A 19,896-nucleotide genomic window follows, 5' to 3' on the forward strand; every position below is an offset into this window, starting at 1 on the left:
TCAGGAGTTTCATCGCATGAGCAGCAATTCCTTTTCACTCGACATGTTCGGTAACACCGCGCTTTCCACCTCCCTTGGTCTTGGCATCACAGGTTTCGCGGGCACCGCACCTGATGCGGCAAACGATGACGAGCCGGATCCGACGCCACCTGCGCCCGCCCCTGCCTTGGTAGCCCCGACCAATTCACACCCTCGCCCGCGTGGCGAGCGCTCCAACTTCTACCTCGATGGCGACCGAGGCCTTGCCGCATCCTGGCGGGATCGTGCCCGCGCCAATGTCGCGGCCATCCTGATCGCGGACACGATCGAAAAACAGGATCGGCCGGCCACGCCAAATGAACAGGGGCAATTGATGCGCTTCACCGGCTTCGGTGCCAGTGAACTGGCCAACGGCATGTTCCGCCGTCCGGGCGCGGTCGATCTTCGCAGGGGCTGGGACGAGGTCGGGGGCGCGCTGGAGCGCGCCGTCTCGCCGACCGATTATGCTTCGCTTGCGCGATGCACTCAATATGCCCACTTCACGCCGGAAGCGATCATCCGCGCGATCTGGGCGGGATTGCTGCGTCTCGGCTGGCGCGGAGGGCGCGTGCTCGAGCCAGGGATCGGGACCGGCCTGTTCCTGGCGCTGACTCCACAGGAATTGCGGCGAGACAGCTTTTTCACCGGCATCGAAATCGATCCGGTCACAGCACGGATAGTACGCTTGCTGCAGCCGAAGGCTAGAATCATCGATGCCGACTTCGCGCGGACCGAGTTCTCACCGATCTTCGATCTGGCGATCGGCAATCCACCTTTCTCCGATCGAATTGTTCGGTCAGACCGCGCCTATCGGAACCTTGGACTGCGCTTGCATGACTATTTCATCGCCCGGTCGGTCGATCTCCTAAAGCCCGGCGGCCTCGCTGCCTTCGTCACGACGCACGGCACACTCGACAAGCTCGACGGCACCGCGCGCGAGTACATCGCCAAGTCGGCTGACTTGATCGCAGCCATCCGTTTGCCCGAAGGCAGTTTTCGTCGCGACGCCGGCACGGATGTCGTCGTGGACATCGTCTTTTTTCGTAAACGCATGGGTGGCGAAGAGGCAGGCGATCTCTCGTGGTTGGAACTGGAAGAGGTTCGACCTGCGAGCTCCGACGCGGAGCCGATCCGGATCAATCGCTGGCTTGCGCGCAATCCCGAGTTTGTTCTGGGCAACAACTCGACGGTCTCCGGTCCGTTCGGCGAAACCTACACCTGCATAGCGCCCGCCGATCAGGATCTCGAGGCCGTACTTGGCGCTGCCATCGCCCGACTGCCCACAGGCCGTTACGACGGTGAACCGACACCGATCGACGTCGAGCTTGAGACGGAACTTGGCGATATCGTCGATCTGCCGCCGAAGGATGGTCGTGTTCGCGAGGGAAGCTTCTTCCTCGATCGGTCGAAAGGTCTGATGCAGATGCTTGAGGGAGCGGCCATGCAGGTCACCGTTCGCAAGGGTCGCTTTGGCGATGGCATCCCGGAAAAGCACATCAGGATAATCAGCAAGCTGGTCCGCATCCGTGATGCCGTGCGCGACGTGCTGAAGGCGCAGGAGGAGGACCGGCCTTGGCGAGATCTCCAGGTCCGGCTGCGTATTGCCTGGTCGAGCTTCTTGCGAGATTTCGGACCCATCAATCACACGACTGTCTCGATCCAGGAAGATATCGAGACCGGTGACGTCAAGGAAACCCATCGCCAACCGAACCTTGCGCCCTTCCGTGATGATCCCGATTGCTGGCTGGTCGCCTCCATCGAGGATTACGATCTGGAAACCGATATAGCCAAACCGGGTCCGATTTTTTCGGAACGGGTGATCGCGCCGCCGGCTGCACCAACCATCACCTCATCTGCGGATGCGCTCGCTGTCGTGTTGAATGAACGTGGCTACGTGGATCTCGACCATATCGCCGAACTGCTCCATAGCGATACTGCGACCGTAGTGGATGAACTCGCCGAGGCCATTTTCAAGGATCCTGTCAACGGATCGTGGCAAACTGCCGATGACTATCTTTCCGGGGCTGTCCGGACCAAACTCTCGACCGCGCAGGCTGCAGCCGAGCTCGATGCGGCTTACCAGCGGAATGTACGCGCCCTTCTGGAGGTTCAGCCGACCGACCTTCGGCCCTCCGACATCACCGCTCGTCTCGGCGCACCATGGATCCCGGCCGCTGATGTCGCCTCTTTCGTAAAAGAGAAGATGGAAGCCGATATCCGCATTCACCATATGCCGGAACTCGGCTCATGGACGGTCGACGCTCGACAGCTCGGCTATAGCGCCGCCGGCACATCGGAATGGGGAACCAGCCGTCGGCATGCCGGGGATCTGCTCGCGGATGCGTTGAACAGCCGCGTCCCACAAATCTTCGATACGTTCAAAGATGCCGACGGCGAGCGCCGGGTGCTCAATGTCGTCGACACCGAAGCCGCTCGCGACAAGCTACAGAGGATCAAGCAAGCGTTTCAGGACTGGGTCTGGACCGATCCCGATCGCACCGACCGGCTGACGCGCGACTACAATGATCGTTTCAACACTATCGCGCCGCGCAAATTCGACGGCTCCCATCTGAAACTTCCCGGCGCCTCTGGAGCCTTTACTTTGTACGGGCATCAGAAGCGCGGGATCTGGCGGATCATCGCAGATGGCTCGACCTATCTCGCCCATGCCGTCGGCGCCGGCAAGACGATGACGATGGCCGCCGCCATAATGGAGGAGCGGCGTCTCGGCCTGATCGCCAAGGCGATGCTGGTCGTGCCCGGCCATTGCCTGGCGCAGGGCGCGCGCGAATTCCTGGCGCTTTATCCGAATGCCCGCATTCTCGTTGCTGACGAGACCAACTTCACCAAGGACAAGCGCGCTCGCTTCCTGTCGCGAGCGGCAACCGCCAACTGGGATGCGATCATCATCACGCATTCGGCATTCCGCTTCATCGCCGTTCCCTCGGCCTTCGAGAGCCAAATGATCCAGGACGAACTGCAGCTTTACGAGGATCTGTTGACCAAGGTCGATGGCGAGGACCGCGTTTCGCGCAAGCGCCTTGAGCGGCTGAAGGAAGGGTTGCAGGAACGGCTTGAAGGCCTCGCCACCCGCAAAGATGACCTATTGACGATCTCCGAAATCGGAGTCGACCAGATCGTCGTCGACGAGGCGCAGGAATTCCGCAAGTTGTCGTTCGCCACCAACATGTCGACGCTCAAAGGCATAGATCCGAACGGGTCGCAGCGGGCATGGGATCTCTATGTGAAATCTCGCTACATCGAGACCAAGAACCCCGGCCGTGCGCTGGTGCTCGCCTCGGGAACGCCGATCACCAATACGTTGGGCGAGATGTTCTCGATCCAACGCCTGCTCGGGCATGCCGCTCTTGCCGAGCGAGGCTTGCACGAGTTCGATGCCTGGGCCTCCTGCTTTGGCGAGACAACTACGGAACTCGAAATCCAGCCATCTGGTAAGTACAAGCCAGTCAGCCGCTTTGCGTCCTTCGTCAACGTGCCGGAGCTGATTGCCATGTTCCGGTCCTTCGCCGATGTCGTGATGCCGGAGGATTTGCGTCAATATGTGAAAGTGCCAGATATTGCGACCGGTCGCCGACAGATCCTGACCGCCAAGCCAACGGCGCTGTTCAAAAGCTATCAGAAGATGCTGGATACCCGGATCAAGGCGATCGAGCAGCGTGAGAGACCGGCCAAGCCCGGCGACGACATCCTGCTCTCGGTCATCACCGATGGACGGCATGCCGCGATTGATCTGCGTTTTGTCATGCCGGCGGCCCCCAACGAAGCGGACAACAAGCTCAATCTGCTCGTCCGCAATGCCCACCGGATCTGGGATGAAACGGCCAAGGCCATCTACCGTCGCCCCGATGGCAAGGACTTCGATCTTTCGGGGGCAGCCCAGATGATCTTTTCCGATCTCGGCACGATCAATGTCGAAAAGTCCCGCGGCTTCTCGGCCTATCGCTTCATTCGCGACGAACTGATCCGCCTCGGCGTGCCAGCACCGCAGATCGCCTTCATGCAGGATTACAAGAAGACAGAGGCAAAGCAACGGCTATTTGGCGATGTCCGCGGCGGCAAGGTGCGTTTCCTGATCGGCTCGTCGGAGACGATGGGCACCGGCGTGAATGCCCAACTGCGGCTCAAAGCGCTCCATCATCTCGATGTGCCGTGGTTGCCGTCGCAGATCGAGCAGCGCGAGGGACGGATTGTCCGCCAGGGCAATCAGCATGACGAGGTCGATATCTTCGCTTATGCCACAGAAGGTTCGCTCGACGCCTCAATGTGGCAGAACAATGAGCGCAAGGCCCGGTTCATCGCTGCAGCGCTTTCGGGCGATACATCAATCCGCAAGCTGGAGGATATCGGTGAAGGTGCCGCCAACCAGTTCGCCATGGCCAAGGCGATCGCGTCGGGCGACGAGCGGCTGATGCAGAAGGCAGGACTGGAGGCAGATCTTGCCAGGCTCGAACGGCTGCGCGCGGCTCATGAGGACGACCAATATGCCGTCCGCCGGCAGATGCGTGACGCAGAGCGAGAGATAGAAATCGCCACCCGACGCATCGGGGAGATCGGCCAGGACATCGTGCGACTGGCACCGACCACCGGTGATGCCTTCACCATGATGATACTCGGTGAAGAGCACACCGAGCGCAAGGAGGCGGGCCGAGCGCTGATGAAGGAAATCCTCACGCTTCTTCAGCTCCAGAAAGAAGGTGAAGTTCATCTGGCGACAATCGGCGGCTTTGATCTCGTCTACGAGAGCGAGCGGTTCGGCAAGGGCGATGGCTATCGCTACGAGACCCTGCTCCAGCGCACCGGCGCAGATTACGAGATCGATCTGGCGATCACGGTCACACCGCTCGGTGCCATCTCACGGCTGGAGCACGCACTTGGCGGCTTTGATGAGGAACAGCACCAGTATCGCCAGCGGCTCGAAGATGCCAAGCGGCGATTGGTATCCTATCGTTCGCGAGACGGAGGCGTTTTCGCGTTCGCAGACGAGCTGGAGGACAAGCGGCTGAAGCTGCGGGCAATCGAAGCTCAACTGGCGGCAGATCTGGACGACGAGACCGTCGCGGTGCCTGCATAGCTGCGTTGCATAATAAATGTTTTCCTGATGATCAAAAATCAGGCATAGTGCCTACAGCTGATGCATATGACGGTCACCTCCCAGTTCCGTCGCAGCAGCTGTTCCCCTCTGGAGGTTTTAAATCTCCACACTTCATGGGCCGCGGTTTCCGTAGGCCCATTTTTTTATTCTTTGTTCGCCTCGTCCGACCATTTCGAGAGGTTTATAACTAGGGGGCTTTTGCGCTGGCCCCTCCGCTCGGCAGTTTGAAGAGCGATTACATCAAGGTACCGTTCGCGCATAGCCTTCATGTCGATATCTCCGCGGGTCCATTCCTCCAGCAAAGCAACGAAGGCAGGATCCTTGTCGATCGGCATACCACGCGCCGCCGCGCGATCAATCACACGCTGCGCGATGGCTCTGCGGGTCTCGGGATTTGTGCTCATGCTGCCTCGCCTGACGTCCGGATAGACGCGAAGATCTATCAGGGGGTAGTCCAGATCGCGACTTGAAATTCTCCTTCGTCAACAACATCTGAGCATCACCTCTCAATGAGACGATGTCCTGCTCACTGCAATCGCAGCGGCGTTTGACGTTGTCCTGGCATCTAAAAAAAAGGCGCTCCCCCAACGGGTCGAGCGCCTTTTTTGCGTCGGAGGCGACCGCAAATGTGGTCCCCCACCTTGACCGAGATCGATTTGCAGACGAGACCTCAATCAAAACACTCCGTGGAAAAACATGCCTTTTTTTCTTGTAACGCAGTCATCGCTGGTAGAAGCTCAAGATGAGCGAGAGGCCGCTCAAACGGGGGTCGACCGTCTCCGCTCTGGAGCACAGGTCACCGTTTCGGTAAAATCCGATGAAACAACGATCACGCACATCGTTGTCCCCGCAATGATCGAAGAGCCCCTTCCGGTTCCGCCCTCCGAAACCGCCATGCCCTCGCCTGCTGCTGTTGCTATCCCGGAAGCGGCCTTTGTCGCACCGGAAAACCGGAAACTCATCTTGAAGCGTATGATGGCTGACGCGCTGGCCCTTCTAGGGCGCCGAACCTAGTCGCGCCCTCCAGGCATCGCTGCCCCCAGCATTGATCGTCTTCAAGCGTCGGCTCGAATTGAGACGTGAAAAATGGAAAAAGAAAAGCAGGGAGGATGAACCGATCGCAGACCGGTCCTCCTACCGACGCTGTCGCTCAACCGCGGTCTGCGCGATCCCGGCCGCTTGTCCCGCGCAGGGCTATTAGCCCCGCTCGTCCCGCGCAGCAGGGATGCTCGGCCGCAGTTGCGGCAGTCCGGCCGCTCGGCGGTCCGGGAGGTGTCTTCGAAAAAAAGAAGACAGGAAGGGCCGGCAAGGTGCCGGTCGGTAACCTCTCGAAAGGACTGCTCCCATGCAAATCATGAAGGTTGACCCGCGCGCGCTGAAAGAAAATCCCAACCGTATGCGCCAGTCGAAGTCGTCGCCGCAGGCCGACGCGCTGATGCTGGCCACGATCAAGGCCGTCGGCATCGTCCAGCCTCCCGTCGTCGCACCAGAACCCGATGGCGGAAATGGCTATATCATCGATGCCGGCCATCGCCGCGTGCGCCTTGCCATCGCCGCCGGCCTGGAAGAAATCGAAATCCTTGTTGTGGATGCCGCCAACGACAATGGCGCCATGCGCTCGATGGTCGAAAACTCGGTTCGCGAGGCGCTCAACCCCGTGGATCAGTGGCGCGGCATCGAACGTCTCGTTGCTCTCGGCTGGACCGAGGAAGCGATCGCCGTCGCTCTCGCCCTCCCCGTTCGCCAGATCCGCAAGCTGCGTCTGCTTGCCAATGTCCTGCCGGCAATGCTCGAGCAGATGGCGCTGGGCGACATGCCGTCCGAGCCGCAGCTGCGGATTATCGCGGCAGCAGGCCAGGTGGACCAGAAGGAAGTCTGGAAAGCGCACAAGCCGAAGAAGGGAGACACCGCTCCGTGGTGGCAGATCGCTAATGCGCTCACCAAGAAGCGCATGTACGCCCGCGATGCGAGCTTTGGTGACGATCTGGCCCAGGCCTACGGCATTGAGTGGGTGGAGGACCTTTTCACGCCGGCCGACCAGGACGGGCGCTACACCACCAATGTCGAAGGGTTCCTTGGCGCGCAGCACGAATGGATGACGAGCAACCTTCCCAAGCGCGGCGGAATTGTTGAGGTCAACAGCTGGGGCCAGCCAGAGCTGCCGAAGAAGGCCTCCCAGGTGTATGGCAAGCTCTCCAAGTCCGATCACACGGCGCTCTATCTGGATCGTGACGGCAAGGTGCAGTCCGTGCATTACCGCATGCCGGAGGTGGCGAAGCCGAAGGGGGTTGCTGGTGACACATCGGTCGCTAGTGGCGATGATGCCGATGCAATCACCATGTCGAAGGCCCGGCCCGACGTCACGCAGAAGGGTCATGACATGATCGGTGATTTCCGCACCGACGCCCTACATGACGCACTCGGTCGCGCGCCGATCGATGATGACATGCTCATGGCGCTGACGGTGCTCGCCTTCGCCGGGCAGAATGTTCGCGTCGACTCCGGCGCTGATGGCACCATCTACGGGGGCAAGCGCCTCTCACGCCATGCGGTCGGACTGTTTGACGAGCATGGCAAGCTCGCCTTCGATCAGGAACAGCTCCGGGTCGCGGTCCGCTCCATGCTGATCGATGTTCTCTCTTGCCGCCGCGGCATGTCGAACAGCGGTATGGTTTCGCGCATCGCCGGCGTCGCGATCGGCGCGGACGAATTCATGCCGAACATGGGTTCGGAGGAGTTCCTCTCGTGCCTGTCTCGCCAGGCACTGGAAGCGTCTTGCGCCGAAGCGGCCGTTCAGCCGCGGCAGAAGGTCCGCGAAACCCGCGCAGCGCTCGTGGAGCATTTCGCAAATGACTGTTTTGTCCATCCGTCCGGCCGCTTCGCGCCAACGGCAGACCAACTGCTCGAATGGATCCGTGCAGGCGCTGGCACGGATTTGGTCGGCGCTGGGTCCCAGGATGCTAGGGATAACGATCTCGATGACCCATCGGACGATCAGACCGAGCAAGAAGCCGACGATGTGGTCGACAGGGTGCCGCAGGGTGCGGATCTGCCGGACCACGACGACCGCGACCAGAGGGCAGCAGCATGATCGCCGCTGTCCAGCAGAACATGGCTGCATCCACCCCCGATCTTTCGGGGGTGGAGTTTGCTACCAGCGCGGACGGCCTGCCCGTCGCCCGCATTGGTGATCAGGTCCTTGCTATGGTCTTTTCACCCAGTGGATTTTCTTATCTTGGCCGTGCCGTCGCCGTCCGTCGACCGCTTGCAGAACTGACGCGCGCCGACTTCATCGGGCATGACGGTCGGATCGCTGACGAGGCCGAATTCCGGTCGCGCGTCGCTGAGACCGCCGGGCATAAACGCGATCTCGCTAGCCTCAACCGTGTGGGGACCCGCATGTCAGCGAGTACCCCATGGGGTGTATCGCATATGGCGGTCATTTATGCCGATGGCGTCGTCTCCCATATGACCTCCTGCCACGGTGGTTTCCGTCTCTCAACTGATCGTAACGCCAAGGTCCATCCTTTGTTACGCAAGGACACGCCGTGGTACGAGGAGGACTGTGAGTGGGCGATCGTGGCGGTTACCTTCCCGGACCTGTTCACCACCTACGAGCGGTCCATGGCCGAGAACACCGTTCGCAATAACTGGCCGGATGCCTGGGAGATGATCTACGGCTGCGTGCTGGCCGAAGGCGAGAGCTGGGCCAAGGACCGTCGGGCGTTCGATCAATGCCACAGGAACAACTTCGTTGTCACCTCCGCGATCCTGTCTGGCCAAAACGCTGGCATGACCGAGGTCGTGGCGGTCATTAATGGTGACCGAACGCCAGGCAACCATGGGCGACGCTTCCTTGTCCCAAGCGAGGAGTATGCTGGTCGCGGCCGGTTCGGTTTTGTCATCGATCACGCGCGTCACGTCGAATATGACGGGCCATCCTCCTTCGTTGGCTGGGAAAGCCGGGGCGATTGGCCATGATCGACCTCCGTACTTTGAACGTGGGGAAAGCAATTTGACGCTCGGCGCTAGACCCAGCGGCATCTCGATTGTCTGACGCGGCAGATTGCGGTGCGCACCGGAAGACAGGCGACGACGGTGAAGGTGTGGAGCCGGGCGCGGCGCCGATCGGATCCTCGTGTTTACCATCACGAGCTCGTCGACCGCCTAACCGTCGAGCATTGGCCCGAACTCGACATAATCGCTCGCAGAGTGAAGATGGATGAGCAGGTCATCGGTGATTGCCAACGTCGTGATCATGAGCTGGTGCATCATCCGGCAATACAGGCGGACCCAAAAAGACTGCGCTGGTGCTGGGCTTGCCTTGCCTGGCTGCGATGTCATCGGCACGGCGGTCTTGGCCATGGTACCTTCTCGTTGCTGGGGATCGGCATCGGGCCCGTGCCAAACTGCCCTTCTTGTGCTGCGGTCTGAACCGGCGGTCGGTCGTTTCAAGGCCGCTGTCGCGCCGCGTGGCGGCCGATCCAACCTCACTGCGCGAGGTCAGGCTCGCGGTTTGCTCAGGTCAAGACCCGCTGGCCCGCAACCCTGCCCTGCTGACTCAGTCGGATCGGACCTGTGAAACCGCCCGTCCCTTGCCGGTTCTTGGTCGTCCGCATCGAAGGGCAGACCGGCACGGGCCGGAACCGCTTCAGCAGTCAAGGAAGGAATAGACATGGCCAAGTCCGCCACTCCCAACCGCTCCAACGCCAGGTTTTCGCAACCTCGCCGCGGCACCACCCTCGAAATGGTCCGCCTCTCCTGCCCCGACGCCACCCAGGCACTCAAGATCGCCGAAAGTTTCGGCACTGCGGTCGTCGACAGCGCTGGCATCAGCAGCCTCCACGAGCGGTTGATCGCCGAGACCGCCGACAGCCTCTCCGAAGGTTTGGGCGAGAAGGCCATGCAGATACACCTGCAGCGCATCGTCGGAGCCTTCGTCGGATCGGCGCATGGCGCCGGGCAGTTCTACTCCCGCGCAGTCACGGAAGCGCGCGACGCAACCGCCAAGGCGTCGAACGACGCTCGCGACGAGGACCTTGATGGTCCAGTCGGCTACGACAGCGCCGCCCAGCGCAAGCGAGAATTCGCGGCCGACATAGGAATCCAGGCCCATTCCCTCAGGATGGCGGCAGAGGGGACAGTTACCGCCTACGAACAGGTCATCGGCGAGACTTGGAAGCCCTTCGAACGCCCGGTCGAAAATCCGGGTGCCAGTCTCGACCGCAAGGCGGCGGAAGTTCAGATGGATGCTCTCGGCTGATCCCAACCGGCGGGGCTCCGGCCCCGCTCATTTCCTTTCTTTCAAATCGGGCGGGCCTTGTCGGGGTCGGCCCTTTCCATGTTGAGATTTGAACCCGGAGAGCGCCCGGTTGATCGCGGTCCGTCCCGGCCGGTGGTCCTGCAGGAGACGGTTTTCGCGCGCAACGGCTTTGCCGTCCTCCTCTTCGTTCCAGCCCCTTGGGTGCGCACGAGATCCTTTGCCTCCTGCTTCAGGACCTTCGTGACGGACCGCGATCGGCGCGGTCGGACAAGAAGGAGAAATGAAGATGACCAGGAAATCGGCAGGCGACCGCAGCGACATCTATTCCCGCATTACCTATCGTATCGTGACCGATCTCGAACAGGGCGTTCGACCATGGATGAAGCCGTGGAGTGTTGCCCACACACAAGGGCGCATCACCCGACCGTTGAGGCATAATGGCCTTCCCTATTCAGGAATGAACGTGCTGCTTCTCTGGTCGGAGGGGGTAGCGCGGGGTTTCTCCTCATCGATGTGGATGACATTCAAGCAGGCGCTCGAAGTCGGGGCTTGTGTGCGCAAGGGCGAAACGGGCTCGACTGTCGTCTTCGCCAGCCGCTTCACAAAATCCGAAAGCGACGGTTTAGGCAATGAGATCGACCGTGAGATTCCTTTTCTCAAAACATACTCGGTCTTCAACATCGAACAGATCGATGGACTTCCCGGTCGCTACTACGGGCAGCCTGCTGAGAACCTTGATCCCCTAGAGCGGATCGAGCAGGCCGATCGCTTCTTCCTCAATACAGGTGCCCTGATCCGACATGGCGGCGGTCAGGCCTATTATTCGCCGGTGACGGATCATATTCAGATGCCGCCGTTCGAGGCGTTTCGCGATGCTGCGGCCTATGTGGCGACGCTCAGCCATGAAGCCACGCACTGGACGGCACATCCTTCCCGTGTCGGCCGCGATCTCAGCCGCTACGCGAAGGACAAAAGCGAGCGTGCCCGCGAAGAGTTGATTGCAGAACTCGGGAGTTGCTTCCTGTGTGCTGATCTTGGCATTGTTCCGGAACTGGAGCCTCGACCCGATCACGCCGCCTACCTGCAGTCCTGGCTGCGCGTGCTGTTAGGCGACAAGCGCGCCATCTTTCAGGCAGCGGCACATGCGCAGCGCGCTGTGAGTTATCTTCATGATCTGCAGCGGGAAGCCGAGGCGGGAACCAAGGCGGCTTGAAGCCAACCATTCTGTCAGCAACAAAGGTAATCATCGCCGGCCGTCGTTGCCACGACCCGACACCGTTCAAGTGCGGGACCTGTTGCAGCGAGATCCAGCTTCCCACAGACCGAGGGATTGCCGGTATCGGACGTGAGTCCATAGGATGGCTCTCGTCCAATAGTTATTGGCTTTGTGTCCTGACGAATGGATCCTCAAGGCGACGTCACCGACGAACGAGCGCGCGCGGATACTTCCATGTAACCGGCGCCTTTCATAAGATGGGTTTTCGGTGGGGATGGGTGATGATCGACGGATTGTCCGAGGTGATTATTCCAATATTGCCCTTCTCGAAGGGTCCGAGTCCCGAGATCGCCATAGCGATATCCCTCCCCCTGTTTCCGGGGCTCCATCTGCGGGCTCGATGGGGCATGTCTGACCAGAGACCGGCTGCGCCTCGATCGTTTTCCCGCAACGACCGTCTGTAACTTTCTTCCCCAGCGAACTGCGTTCGCATTCCTCGCGCACAACAAAGTTTCCTCCGGCCGCCCTTCATTGCATTGCGGCCCTGTGCCACCCCATCGCGTAAGGCGCGAAGGGGACCCCGGCGGGTGCGGTCCGATCGTCTCCGGTCTTTGCGACTGCCATCGAGGCCGCAATGGTGCGGCCCGAACAAGCAAAGGAACACTACCATGGCAACCATCGGCACTTTCACTTCCACCGAAGCCGGCTTCACAGGCTCCATCCGCACCCTCGCCCTCAACGTCAAGGCCCGCATCGCCCGCGTCGAAAACCCCTCAGACAAGGGCCCGCAGTTCCGCATCTACGCCGGCGCTGTCGATTATGCAGAGAGCGGGATTATGCGGAGTGTTGGTCGCTGAAGCCTGCTTTTGCCGGTGTTTGCGGTGGATTTTACTCCGCATAATCCCGGAGCCTTCTGTGCCGCTGAGATGGATAGTGCGTCTTAAAATGCAGACGTCTTTGGCCTATGCTGATCCCGACGATCATTTAGGCGAAAGCTGAAAAGTTGGCGGAAAAGAATGATGCTTGGGAGAACATTGCTCGCATTCGACGGCGGTTAGCCGATCTGAATGACGAGCGGATGGCGCTTGAGCGTGAGCTGGAAGTGTTTGAGCAACAGCTGATTTCCGATAGCCAGGTTGCCGCGGAGAAGCCAGCCTTCACCGATGCCCCTGTTACCAACAGCTCGCCGTCGATGGAGAAGGTGGAGTTATTCCGGCAGTTGTTTGCCGGGCGCCCCGATGTCTTTCCTGTACGATGGGAAAATAGAAAGGATGGACGCACCGGCTATTCGCCATCCTGTTCCAACGAGTGGGCGAAAGGAATCTGCGGCAAGCCGAAGGTGAAATGCGGCGACTGCCCGCATCAGGCGTTCATCCCATATTCCGAAGATATCATAGAAAGGCACCTTCGTGGCGGCGATGCCCGCTCAAGCGACTTTGTTGCCGGCGTATATCCATTGCTGCAAGACGAGACATGCTGGTTCCTTGCTGCCGACTTTGACAAGGAAAGCTGGGCGGACGATACCAGAGCGTTGCTGGCAACCTGTCATGCAAAAGGAATTGCAGCAGCCCTCGAACGGTCGAGGTCGGGAAACGGCGGCCATGTCTGGATATTCTTCTCAAAACCCGTTCCCGCGAAGATCGCCCGACAACTTGGTGCCGCGCTCATAACAGAGACGATGGAAAACCGCCCCGAGATCGGCTTCACGTCTTATGACCGTTTCTTTCCCAACCAGGATACCATGCCACTTGGCGGCTTCGGCAATCTGATCGCGCTTCCCCTGCAAAGGAAAGCCCGAGAAAATGGCAATAGCGTTTTTGTCGATGGCGACCTGCAACCCTACGACGACCAGTGGGCATACCTGTCGTCTTTACCCAGGTTGTCGGCGGACGAAGTCTTCAGGATCGCCGACGAAGCCGAATTGTCGGGGCGGGTCTTGGGCGTCCGGATGCCAGTCGATGACGAACACGCCGATGAGCCGTGGAAGATGTTGCCGTCACGTCGTAGCGAGCCGCGGCGAATTGAGGCTACGATTCCGCAAAGCATCAAGGTCGTGATTGCCGACCAGGTTTACATCGATAGGACCGAGCTTCCGTCCGCGCTGATTGCGCAGTTCGTGCGCCTGGCAGCATTCCAGAACCCGGAATTCTATCGTGCACAAGCAATGCGATTGCCGACATTCGGCAAGCCGCGGATCATCTCCTGTGCCGAGCTTCATCCACGCCATGTCGCGCTGCCACGAGGCTGCTTCGACGAAGCAATTGAGCTCATTAAGAGCCATGGCACGACCGCCATTCTGGAGGATCACCGCGAAGACGGAGATGCGCTACCCGCCGGCGTCTCGTTCCAAGGGGAACTGCGACGGCCACAATCGCGGGCCTTTGATGCTCTTGTCGCCAACGATAACGGCGTGCTCGCCGCCACGACCGCCTTCGGCAAGACAGTTGTCGCAGCTGCACTCATTGCACATCGAAGCCGCAACACGCTGGTTCTTGTTCACCGCAGGGAGCTTCTCACCCAGTGGGTAGAGCGTCTGAGTTCCTTCTTGAGCATCGACCCAAAGCAGATCGGCATTATCGGTGGCGGGAAAAGGAAGCCGACAGGGATCATTGATGTGGCGCTGATCCAAAGCCTGGTTAGGAATGGCGAGGTCGATGACATCGTCGGCAATTACGGTCATCTGATTGTCGACGAGTGCCACCATCTGTCCGCTGCAAGTTTTGAACTTGTCGCTCGCAGATCCAAGGCGCGATATGTCGTCGGCCTGTCAGCGACGGTCGCCCGAAAAGACGGACATCATCCGATTATCTTCATGCAATGCGGCCCCGTTCGCCATCGGGTCGATGCAAGAGTTCAAGCTGCCGAGCGTGGTATTCGCCACCGTGCCCGCGACCGTTCGACGAAGTTTGAGTTGCCAACGTCACTCGTCTCGGCCGAGCGTCCGTCAATGCCAGCGATCTATGCGGCCCTTGCGCAGGACCAAGGCCGAAATGACCTGATATTCGATGACGTGCTGAAATCCCTTGAGGCCAGACGTTCGCCCATACTGCTGACGGAGCGTAAGGATCACCTCGATTATCTCCAGCAGAAGTTCTCGCCGTTTGTAAAAAATCTGGTGGTGCTACGCGGTGGCATGTCGGCGAAGGATCGCAAGCAAGCCAACACGGCGTTGAATGTCGCAGACGATGATGAGCGTCTGATACTTGCGATAGGGCGCTATATCGGGGAAGGCTTCGATGACGCCCGGCTCGACACGTTGTTCCTCACCATGCCGATCGCCTGGAAAGGAACTTTGGCGCAATATGTCGGACGTCTGCATCGTCAGCATGATGGCAAGAAAGACGTCTTGGTCGTCGATTACGTCGATAGCACCGTTCCCGTTCTGGCCCGGATGGCGGCAAAGCGACGATTGGGCTATCGCGCGCTGGGCTATGTGATCGAATGAGGGCGCCCCGCTGTGAGCGGAGCGCCGTGGTGGCGGTCAGCGGGACCAGATGAGCTTGTGCTCGCCTTTGTCGCCCTGAACGAGGGAGGCATAGACCGGAGCCGTGAAGGACGGATCGTCGAGCTTGAGCGAGAGGTATTCGGCGCCGGTTTCCCGGGCGGTCCGGCTCCAGCCGGCTCCGAACTCGACACCCGTTGCTGTGACCCGGAAGTCCGGGGCGCGATCGTTGTCGCGGTCGCAGGGTTTGATGGATGCCTTGACGTTGAGGGTGAGGGTCTTGATGGTGCCGTTGTAGGCGCCGGTTTCGTCGCGGGTGAAGGTGCCGATCTGAGCCATTGTCGTTTCTCCTGAGAGTTGTTCGAAGCCGCCCGATGCGGCCTCGATGGCGGTCGAGAGGCGACGGGTTGGCCTGCTGCATCCAAAGGACCACAGCGCCAGCGGAGGACGGCGGTAGCCGAGCTTGTTGCTTCGCGAGGAATGGCCGCGCTTGCGGTCAGGGGAAGAAGGTCGGCGAAGCCGTTGCAGGCCAGGGCCGGACCGGCGCCAGACCAGCCGAGATGAGAGGCCGTATCGGGGCTTTGCGGCATTGTCGGCAGAGAACGACGTGGATGATCAGAGCCACATCAACATGAACACCGCTATCCCAGCGTCATCGCCCCTACCGATGTCATCACCATCATCTTGAGGGTCGGCAAGATACGCCCACCCGGAGAGGCCAACTCGGCGTATTGGAAATGAGGACGGATAAGCTGCCCACCGATTGCTGGAATGGATTTGAAACTTTCGATTTGCTCGACGCACCGGACTTCTCCGGCGCTAACAAGCAAATCGAGGAAAACAGAATGACAAAGCGAAAGTACAGACATCGCCGCAGCGTCGGTGTTCGTATCAACTGGCTACAGCCACATATCGACGGGTTCAACGGATGGCTATCTCAGCGGAATTATTCGCCCGCGACTATCGTCGAGGTGGTGCGCCTGCTGGCACTGTGGAGTGACTGGGTGCGAGCGACCGGCTTCGAGATCGAAACGCTCGCCGTTGGCTTCGCCGCATCGGCGTCGGTGTTCCAGGGTAGCAAGACTGCCCGCGCTCCACAGGGTGCGGCCGGGCTGTTCCTCTCGTATCTGCACGAGAAGAACATTCTGCCTCCAGAACTGCACCCGTCGCTGGAAGAGACCTGGCCGACGCTTGCCGCGTTCCGATGCTGGATGAGGGAGCAGCGTGGCATCAAGGATTCCACACTCGATACCTATCAGCCAATCTTGATCGATCTTCTAGTGTCGCTCGGCACTGATCCGGACGTTTATACGGCCGCCGCGATCCGTGGCTTCGTGCTCGATCGCGCGAAACCGCATGGCCGCGCTCGGGCTCAGGGTATCACTGTCGCAACGCGGGCATACCTCAAATATCTTGTGGCGATCGGGCAATGCCCAATCGGCCGGCAATATGCGGTTCCGAGCTTTGCGAGCTGGCAACTGGCGACGACACCGCGTTTCCTTGGCCAAAGTGATATCGACCGCCTCCTTGCCACTTGTGACGGAGAAAGCAGGTTACGCGACCGCGCTGTCATGCTGCTCCTGGCTCGGCTGGGCCTCAGGGCCAGCGAAGTCGCTAATCTCGCTTTCTGTGACATTGATTGGAAAAATGGCCGAATAACGCTTGTCGGTAAGGCCCGGCGGGAGGAACGGCTCCCGCTACCTCAAGACGTTGGCGATGCCATTTTAGCTTATATCGAGCGGGCAAGGCCGCGCATTGCGACGACTCGAGTGTTCCTGACGGATATTGCACCGATCAGGCCACTCAGCCGAATTGCCGTGAAATGTATCGTGCGCCGCGGGCTCGACAGAGCGGGGATTGAAAGTATCCATCGAGGGGCGCATGTGCTCCGGCACTCGGCGGCGACTGCGATGCTGCGTAACGGCGCAAGCCTTGCCGGCGTTGGAGCCGTGTTGCGTCACCGTTCTCCATCAACGACCGCGCTCTACGCCAAGGTAGACATCGGCCTCTTGTCCGAGATCGCGCAACCATGGGGCGGGAGGCTGCCATGCTGAGTGCCGACGTCAACCGCTATATCAGTCTGCGCCGGGCGCTAGTTTATAAGCTTGTCCAGGCCGAGCGGCATCTTCTCGCGTTCGCGCGCTTTGCAGCGGAACGCGGCGAGAGCCACATTCGCACTGCAACAGCTCTTACGTGGTTGCCCATGGCGGCCAAAAGCCCAAACGCCATGGCGCATCGCCTGACAGCCATTATCCTGTTTGCTCGCTTCCTGCAGGCGGAAGACCCTCGCCACGAGATACCGCCCCCAGATATCAAGCGGATCACCAATAGGCCGGTTCCCTACATCTATACAGCGGACGAGATAGCCCGGATTCTCGATACTACCGGTCATCTAAGGCGCCAAAGGCCCAATCCGCTGCGTCGCGAACTCTACGTCATGCTTTTTGGGTTGATTGCATCCACTGGACTGCGTGTCTCCGAGGCTCTTGCGCTCAGGGTTGATGACATTCTGCATGACGGCGTGTTGCACATTCGCGAAACCAAGTTCCGTAAAAGCCGGTTAGTGCCGCTGCACGCGACCGTCGTCGAGGCGCTCAAAGGCTATCTTGACGCGCGATGCCAGCTTGCAGGCGAGAGCGATTGGCTCTTCCCATCCGTCAAGCACCGACAGCTTTACCCATCGACGGTGAACTATGCATTCCGCTGCATCCTGCGACGAGCGGGCATCGCGCCGGATCGAAGTCGGCAGCCGCGCATCCATGATCTTCGACATACCTTCGCAACCCGTGTCCTGGAACAATGCGGCGCCGAGCGCGGCACGATTGCCAAGCACTTCGTCGCCCTGTCGACCTACCTGGGTCATGTCAGTATCCACAATACATACTGGTATCTTCAGGCGACGCCAGAAATGATGGTCGACATCGCAGCGGCCGCGGAAAAGCTGGTTGAGGAGAGTGACGTATGACGAAGCTCGCTCCATTCATCACCAGCTTTCTGCGTGAATATATGCCCCGCCAAAGAGGTTACAGTCCGCAAACCTGCGAGACCTATGCGTACTGCTTCAAACTATTGTTCGACTATGTGGCGAAACGGCTGGGTACCCGTCCATCTTTGCTTATGATTGAGGACCTCGACGCGCCGATGATCGTCGCTTTCCTTGGTCACATTGAACACGATCGCGGCAATAGCGCGTCCACGCGCAATGTTCGGCTTGCTGCCATCAAGACGTTCATGCGGTATGTGGAGCACAAGGTGCCCTCCGCCCTGGAGCAGATCGGTCGGGTCCATGCGATCCCGGCCAAGCGCCACGACCAGAAGCTCATCCGTCACCTGACAATGGAGGAAATGCGAGCAATCCTCAACACTCCCGATCTTGCGACACGCTTTGGCGTGCGCGACCGGGCCATGATGCACCTTTGCTTCGGGGCAGGCTTGCGGGTCTCCGAACTGGTCGGCGTTCTCACAGAAAACCTGTCACTTCGACACGGCGCGACCGTGATGGTTCAGGGCAAGGGCCGTAAGGAGCGCTGCCTACCGCTGTGGAAGGACACGGCTCGAGACCTTCGCGCGTGGCTGAGCATCAGGGGCTTGGTCCGAGTGCCGGAACTCTTCGTCAACGCACAAGGGGATGCGATGACGCGTGCGGGATTCGAGTATATCCTCGACAAGCATGTCCGCAAGGCGGCGGAAACCTGCACTTCGCTGCGTGATCAGAACGTCTCGCCGCACCAGCTTCGACATAGCTGCGCAGTCATTATGCTACAGGCTACCCATGACATCCGGAAGGTCGCCCTGTGGCTGGGTCACACCGACATTCGTACAACGGAGGTCTACCTGCGCATGGATCCTACCGAAAAGCTGGAAGCGGTCGAGGCGGTCGTCCCGCCAGAACTGCGACGCGGACGGTTCAAGGCACCGGATGCTTTGATCGCATCGCTACTCTCGGACTTGGAAACACCGGCGTGATCGGATCGGTTACAGATCTGAGGCGGCTTCGGCGCACCGCGTGATGCGCTTGGTTCCACCGGCATCCTGCTTGACATGGCCGGCACCATGTCGGGCGGGATTGGTGTCGTCGGCCCGGAACATGCGGGCAATGATATCGGTAGGAGCGATGATGCTGCGACAGCGGTGTTCCTGCTGATGATGAGGCGATCATCCACGTCGTTCTCTGCCGACAATGCCGCAAAGCCCCGATACGGCCTCTCATCTCGGCTGGTCTGGCGCCGGTCCGGCCCTGGCCTGCAACGGCTTCGCCGACCTTCTTCCCCTGACCGCAAGCGCGGCCATTCCTCGCGAAGCAACAAGCTCGGCTACCGCCGTCCTCCGCTGGCGCTGTGGTCCTTTGGATGCAGCAGGCCAACCCGTCGCCTCTCGACCGCCATCGAGGCCGCATCGGGCGGCTTCGAACAACTCTCAGGAGAAACGACAATGGCTCAGATCGGCACCTTCACCCGCGACGAAACCGGCGCCTACAACGGCACCATCAAGACCCTCACCCTCAACGTCAAGGCATCCATCAAACCCTGCGACCGCGACAACGATCGCGCCCCGGACTTCCGGGTCACAGCAACGGGTGTCGAGTTCGGAGCCGGCTGGAGCCGGACCGCCCGGGAAACCGGCGCCGAATACCTCTCGCTCAAGCTCGACGATCCGTCCTTCACGGCTCCGGTCTATGCCTCCCTCGTTCAGGGCGACAAAGGCGAGCACAAGCTCATCTGGTCCCGCTGACCGCCACCACGGCGCTCCGCTCACAGCGGGGCGCCACCCATCAACCCCCGGAATTATGCGGAGTAAAATCCACCGCAAACACCGGCAAAAGCAGTCTTCAGCGACCGACACTC

14 protein-coding genes and 1 pseudogene are annotated in these 19,896 nt (G+C 60.2%); 12 read left to right on the top strand and 3 right to left on the bottom strand.

Annotation, left to right across the window (positions count from 1 at the left end; translation table 11 throughout):
- The first annotated feature begins 16 nt into the window (after positions 1-16).
- Entirely contained in the window at positions 17-5,110 is a 5,094-nt protein-coding gene (locus RMR21_RS23595) for a helicase-like domain-containing protein (RefSeq protein WP_498672056.1), read from the top strand.
- Between the two features lie 164 nt (positions 5,111-5,274).
- Here the strand turns inward: RMR21_RS23595 and RMR21_RS23600 are convergent, their stop codons facing one another.
- Positions 5,275-5,535: a hypothetical protein gene (locus RMR21_RS23600; RefSeq protein ID WP_077105408.1), complete on the bottom strand. Its 261-nt coding sequence runs from the start codon at positions 5,533-5,535 to the stop codon at positions 5,275-5,277.
- A 292-nt stretch (positions 5,536-5,827) separates the two neighbouring features.
- Here RMR21_RS23600 and RMR21_RS23605 point away from each other — a divergent pair, with 292 nt between their 5' ends.
- From RMR21_RS23605 to RMR21_RS23615, 3 genes are all read left to right on the top strand, one after another.
- Complete coding sequence (locus RMR21_RS23605; protein ID WP_077105409.1) at positions 5,828-6,145, top strand: hypothetical protein; 318 nt, start codon at positions 5,828-5,830, stop codon at positions 6,143-6,145.
- Between the two features lie 331 nt (positions 6,146-6,476).
- On the top strand, positions 6,477-8,222 hold the full coding sequence (locus RMR21_RS23610) for a ParB/RepB/Spo0J family partition protein (protein WP_498672057.1): 1,746 nt from the start codon (positions 6,477-6,479) through the stop codon (positions 8,220-8,222).
- Positions 8,219-9,112, top strand: coding sequence for a DUF7007 domain-containing protein (locus RMR21_RS23615; RefSeq protein WP_498672059.1), 894 nt, complete (start codon positions 8,219-8,221; stop codon positions 9,110-9,112). The genes RMR21_RS23610 and RMR21_RS23615 overlap by 4 nt, the downstream gene beginning before the upstream one ends.
- A gap of 186 nt (positions 9,113-9,298) precedes the next feature.
- On the opposite strand, the gene RMR21_RS23620 is transcribed toward RMR21_RS23615, so the two are convergent.
- Positions 9,299-9,496: a hypothetical protein gene (locus RMR21_RS23620; RefSeq protein ID WP_498672060.1), complete on the bottom strand. Its 198-nt coding sequence runs from the start codon at positions 9,494-9,496 to the stop codon at positions 9,299-9,301.
- Between the two features lie 310 nt (positions 9,497-9,806).
- Between RMR21_RS23620 and RMR21_RS23625 the strand changes: the two genes are divergently transcribed.
- The 4 genes and pseudogenes from RMR21_RS23625 to RMR21_RS23640 all read left to right on the top strand — a co-directional run bounded on the left by RMR21_RS23625 (position 9,807) and on the right by RMR21_RS23640 (position 15,055).
- On the top strand, positions 9,807-10,394 hold the full coding sequence (locus RMR21_RS23625; protein WP_498672062.1) for a hypothetical protein: 588 nt from the start codon (positions 9,807-9,809) through the stop codon (positions 10,392-10,394).
- Positions 10,395-10,680: 286 nt separating this feature from the next.
- A complete protein-coding gene (locus RMR21_RS23630) occupies positions 10,681-11,607 on the top strand; it encodes an ArdC family protein (RefSeq protein WP_498672063.1) in 927 nt (308 codons plus the stop codon).
- A 671-nt stretch (positions 11,608-12,278) separates the two neighbouring features.
- A pseudogene (locus tag RMR21_RS23635) lies at positions 12,279-12,428 on the top strand (DUF736 family protein); the annotation flags it as partial.
- A 260-nt stretch (positions 12,429-12,688) separates the two neighbouring features.
- Complete coding sequence (locus RMR21_RS23640; RefSeq protein ID WP_498672275.1) at positions 12,689-15,055, top strand: TOTE conflict system archaeo-eukaryotic primase domain-containing protein; 2,367 nt, start codon at positions 12,689-12,691, stop codon at positions 15,053-15,055.
- Positions 15,056-15,091: 36 nt separating this feature from the next.
- Here RMR21_RS23640 and RMR21_RS23645 read toward each other — a convergent pair whose 3' ends face one another.
- Entirely contained in the window at positions 15,092-15,391 is a 300-nt protein-coding gene (locus RMR21_RS23645; protein WP_024318408.1) for a DUF736 domain-containing protein, read from the bottom strand.
- A gap of 506 nt (positions 15,392-15,897) precedes the next feature.
- Here RMR21_RS23645 and RMR21_RS23650 point away from each other — a divergent pair.
- From RMR21_RS23650 to RMR21_RS23665, 4 genes are all read left to right on the top strand, one after another.
- Positions 15,898-17,106, top strand: coding sequence for a tyrosine-type recombinase/integrase (locus tag RMR21_RS23650; protein WP_498672066.1), 1,209 nt, complete (start codon positions 15,898-15,900; stop codon positions 17,104-17,106).
- On the top strand, positions 17,100-18,017 hold the full coding sequence (locus tag RMR21_RS23655) for a tyrosine-type recombinase/integrase (protein WP_498672068.1): 918 nt from the start codon (positions 17,100-17,102) through the stop codon (positions 18,015-18,017). The genes RMR21_RS23650 and RMR21_RS23655 overlap by 7 nt, the downstream gene beginning before the upstream one ends.
- Positions 18,014-19,018: a tyrosine-type recombinase/integrase gene (locus tag RMR21_RS23660; RefSeq protein ID WP_498672070.1), complete on the top strand. Its 1,005-nt coding sequence runs from the start codon at positions 18,014-18,016 to the stop codon at positions 19,016-19,018. The genes RMR21_RS23655 and RMR21_RS23660 overlap by 4 nt, the downstream gene beginning before the upstream one ends.
- 465 nt (positions 19,019-19,483) lie before the next feature.
- Positions 19,484-19,783, top strand: coding sequence for a DUF736 domain-containing protein (locus RMR21_RS23665; protein ID WP_024318408.1), 300 nt, complete (start codon positions 19,484-19,486; stop codon positions 19,781-19,783).
- Positions 19,784-19,896 lie beyond the last annotated feature (113 nt).

The organism is Agrobacterium sp. rho-8.1 (assembly GCF_033957725.1).
Classification (GTDB): Bacteria; Pseudomonadota; Alphaproteobacteria; order Rhizobiales; family Rhizobiaceae; genus Agrobacterium.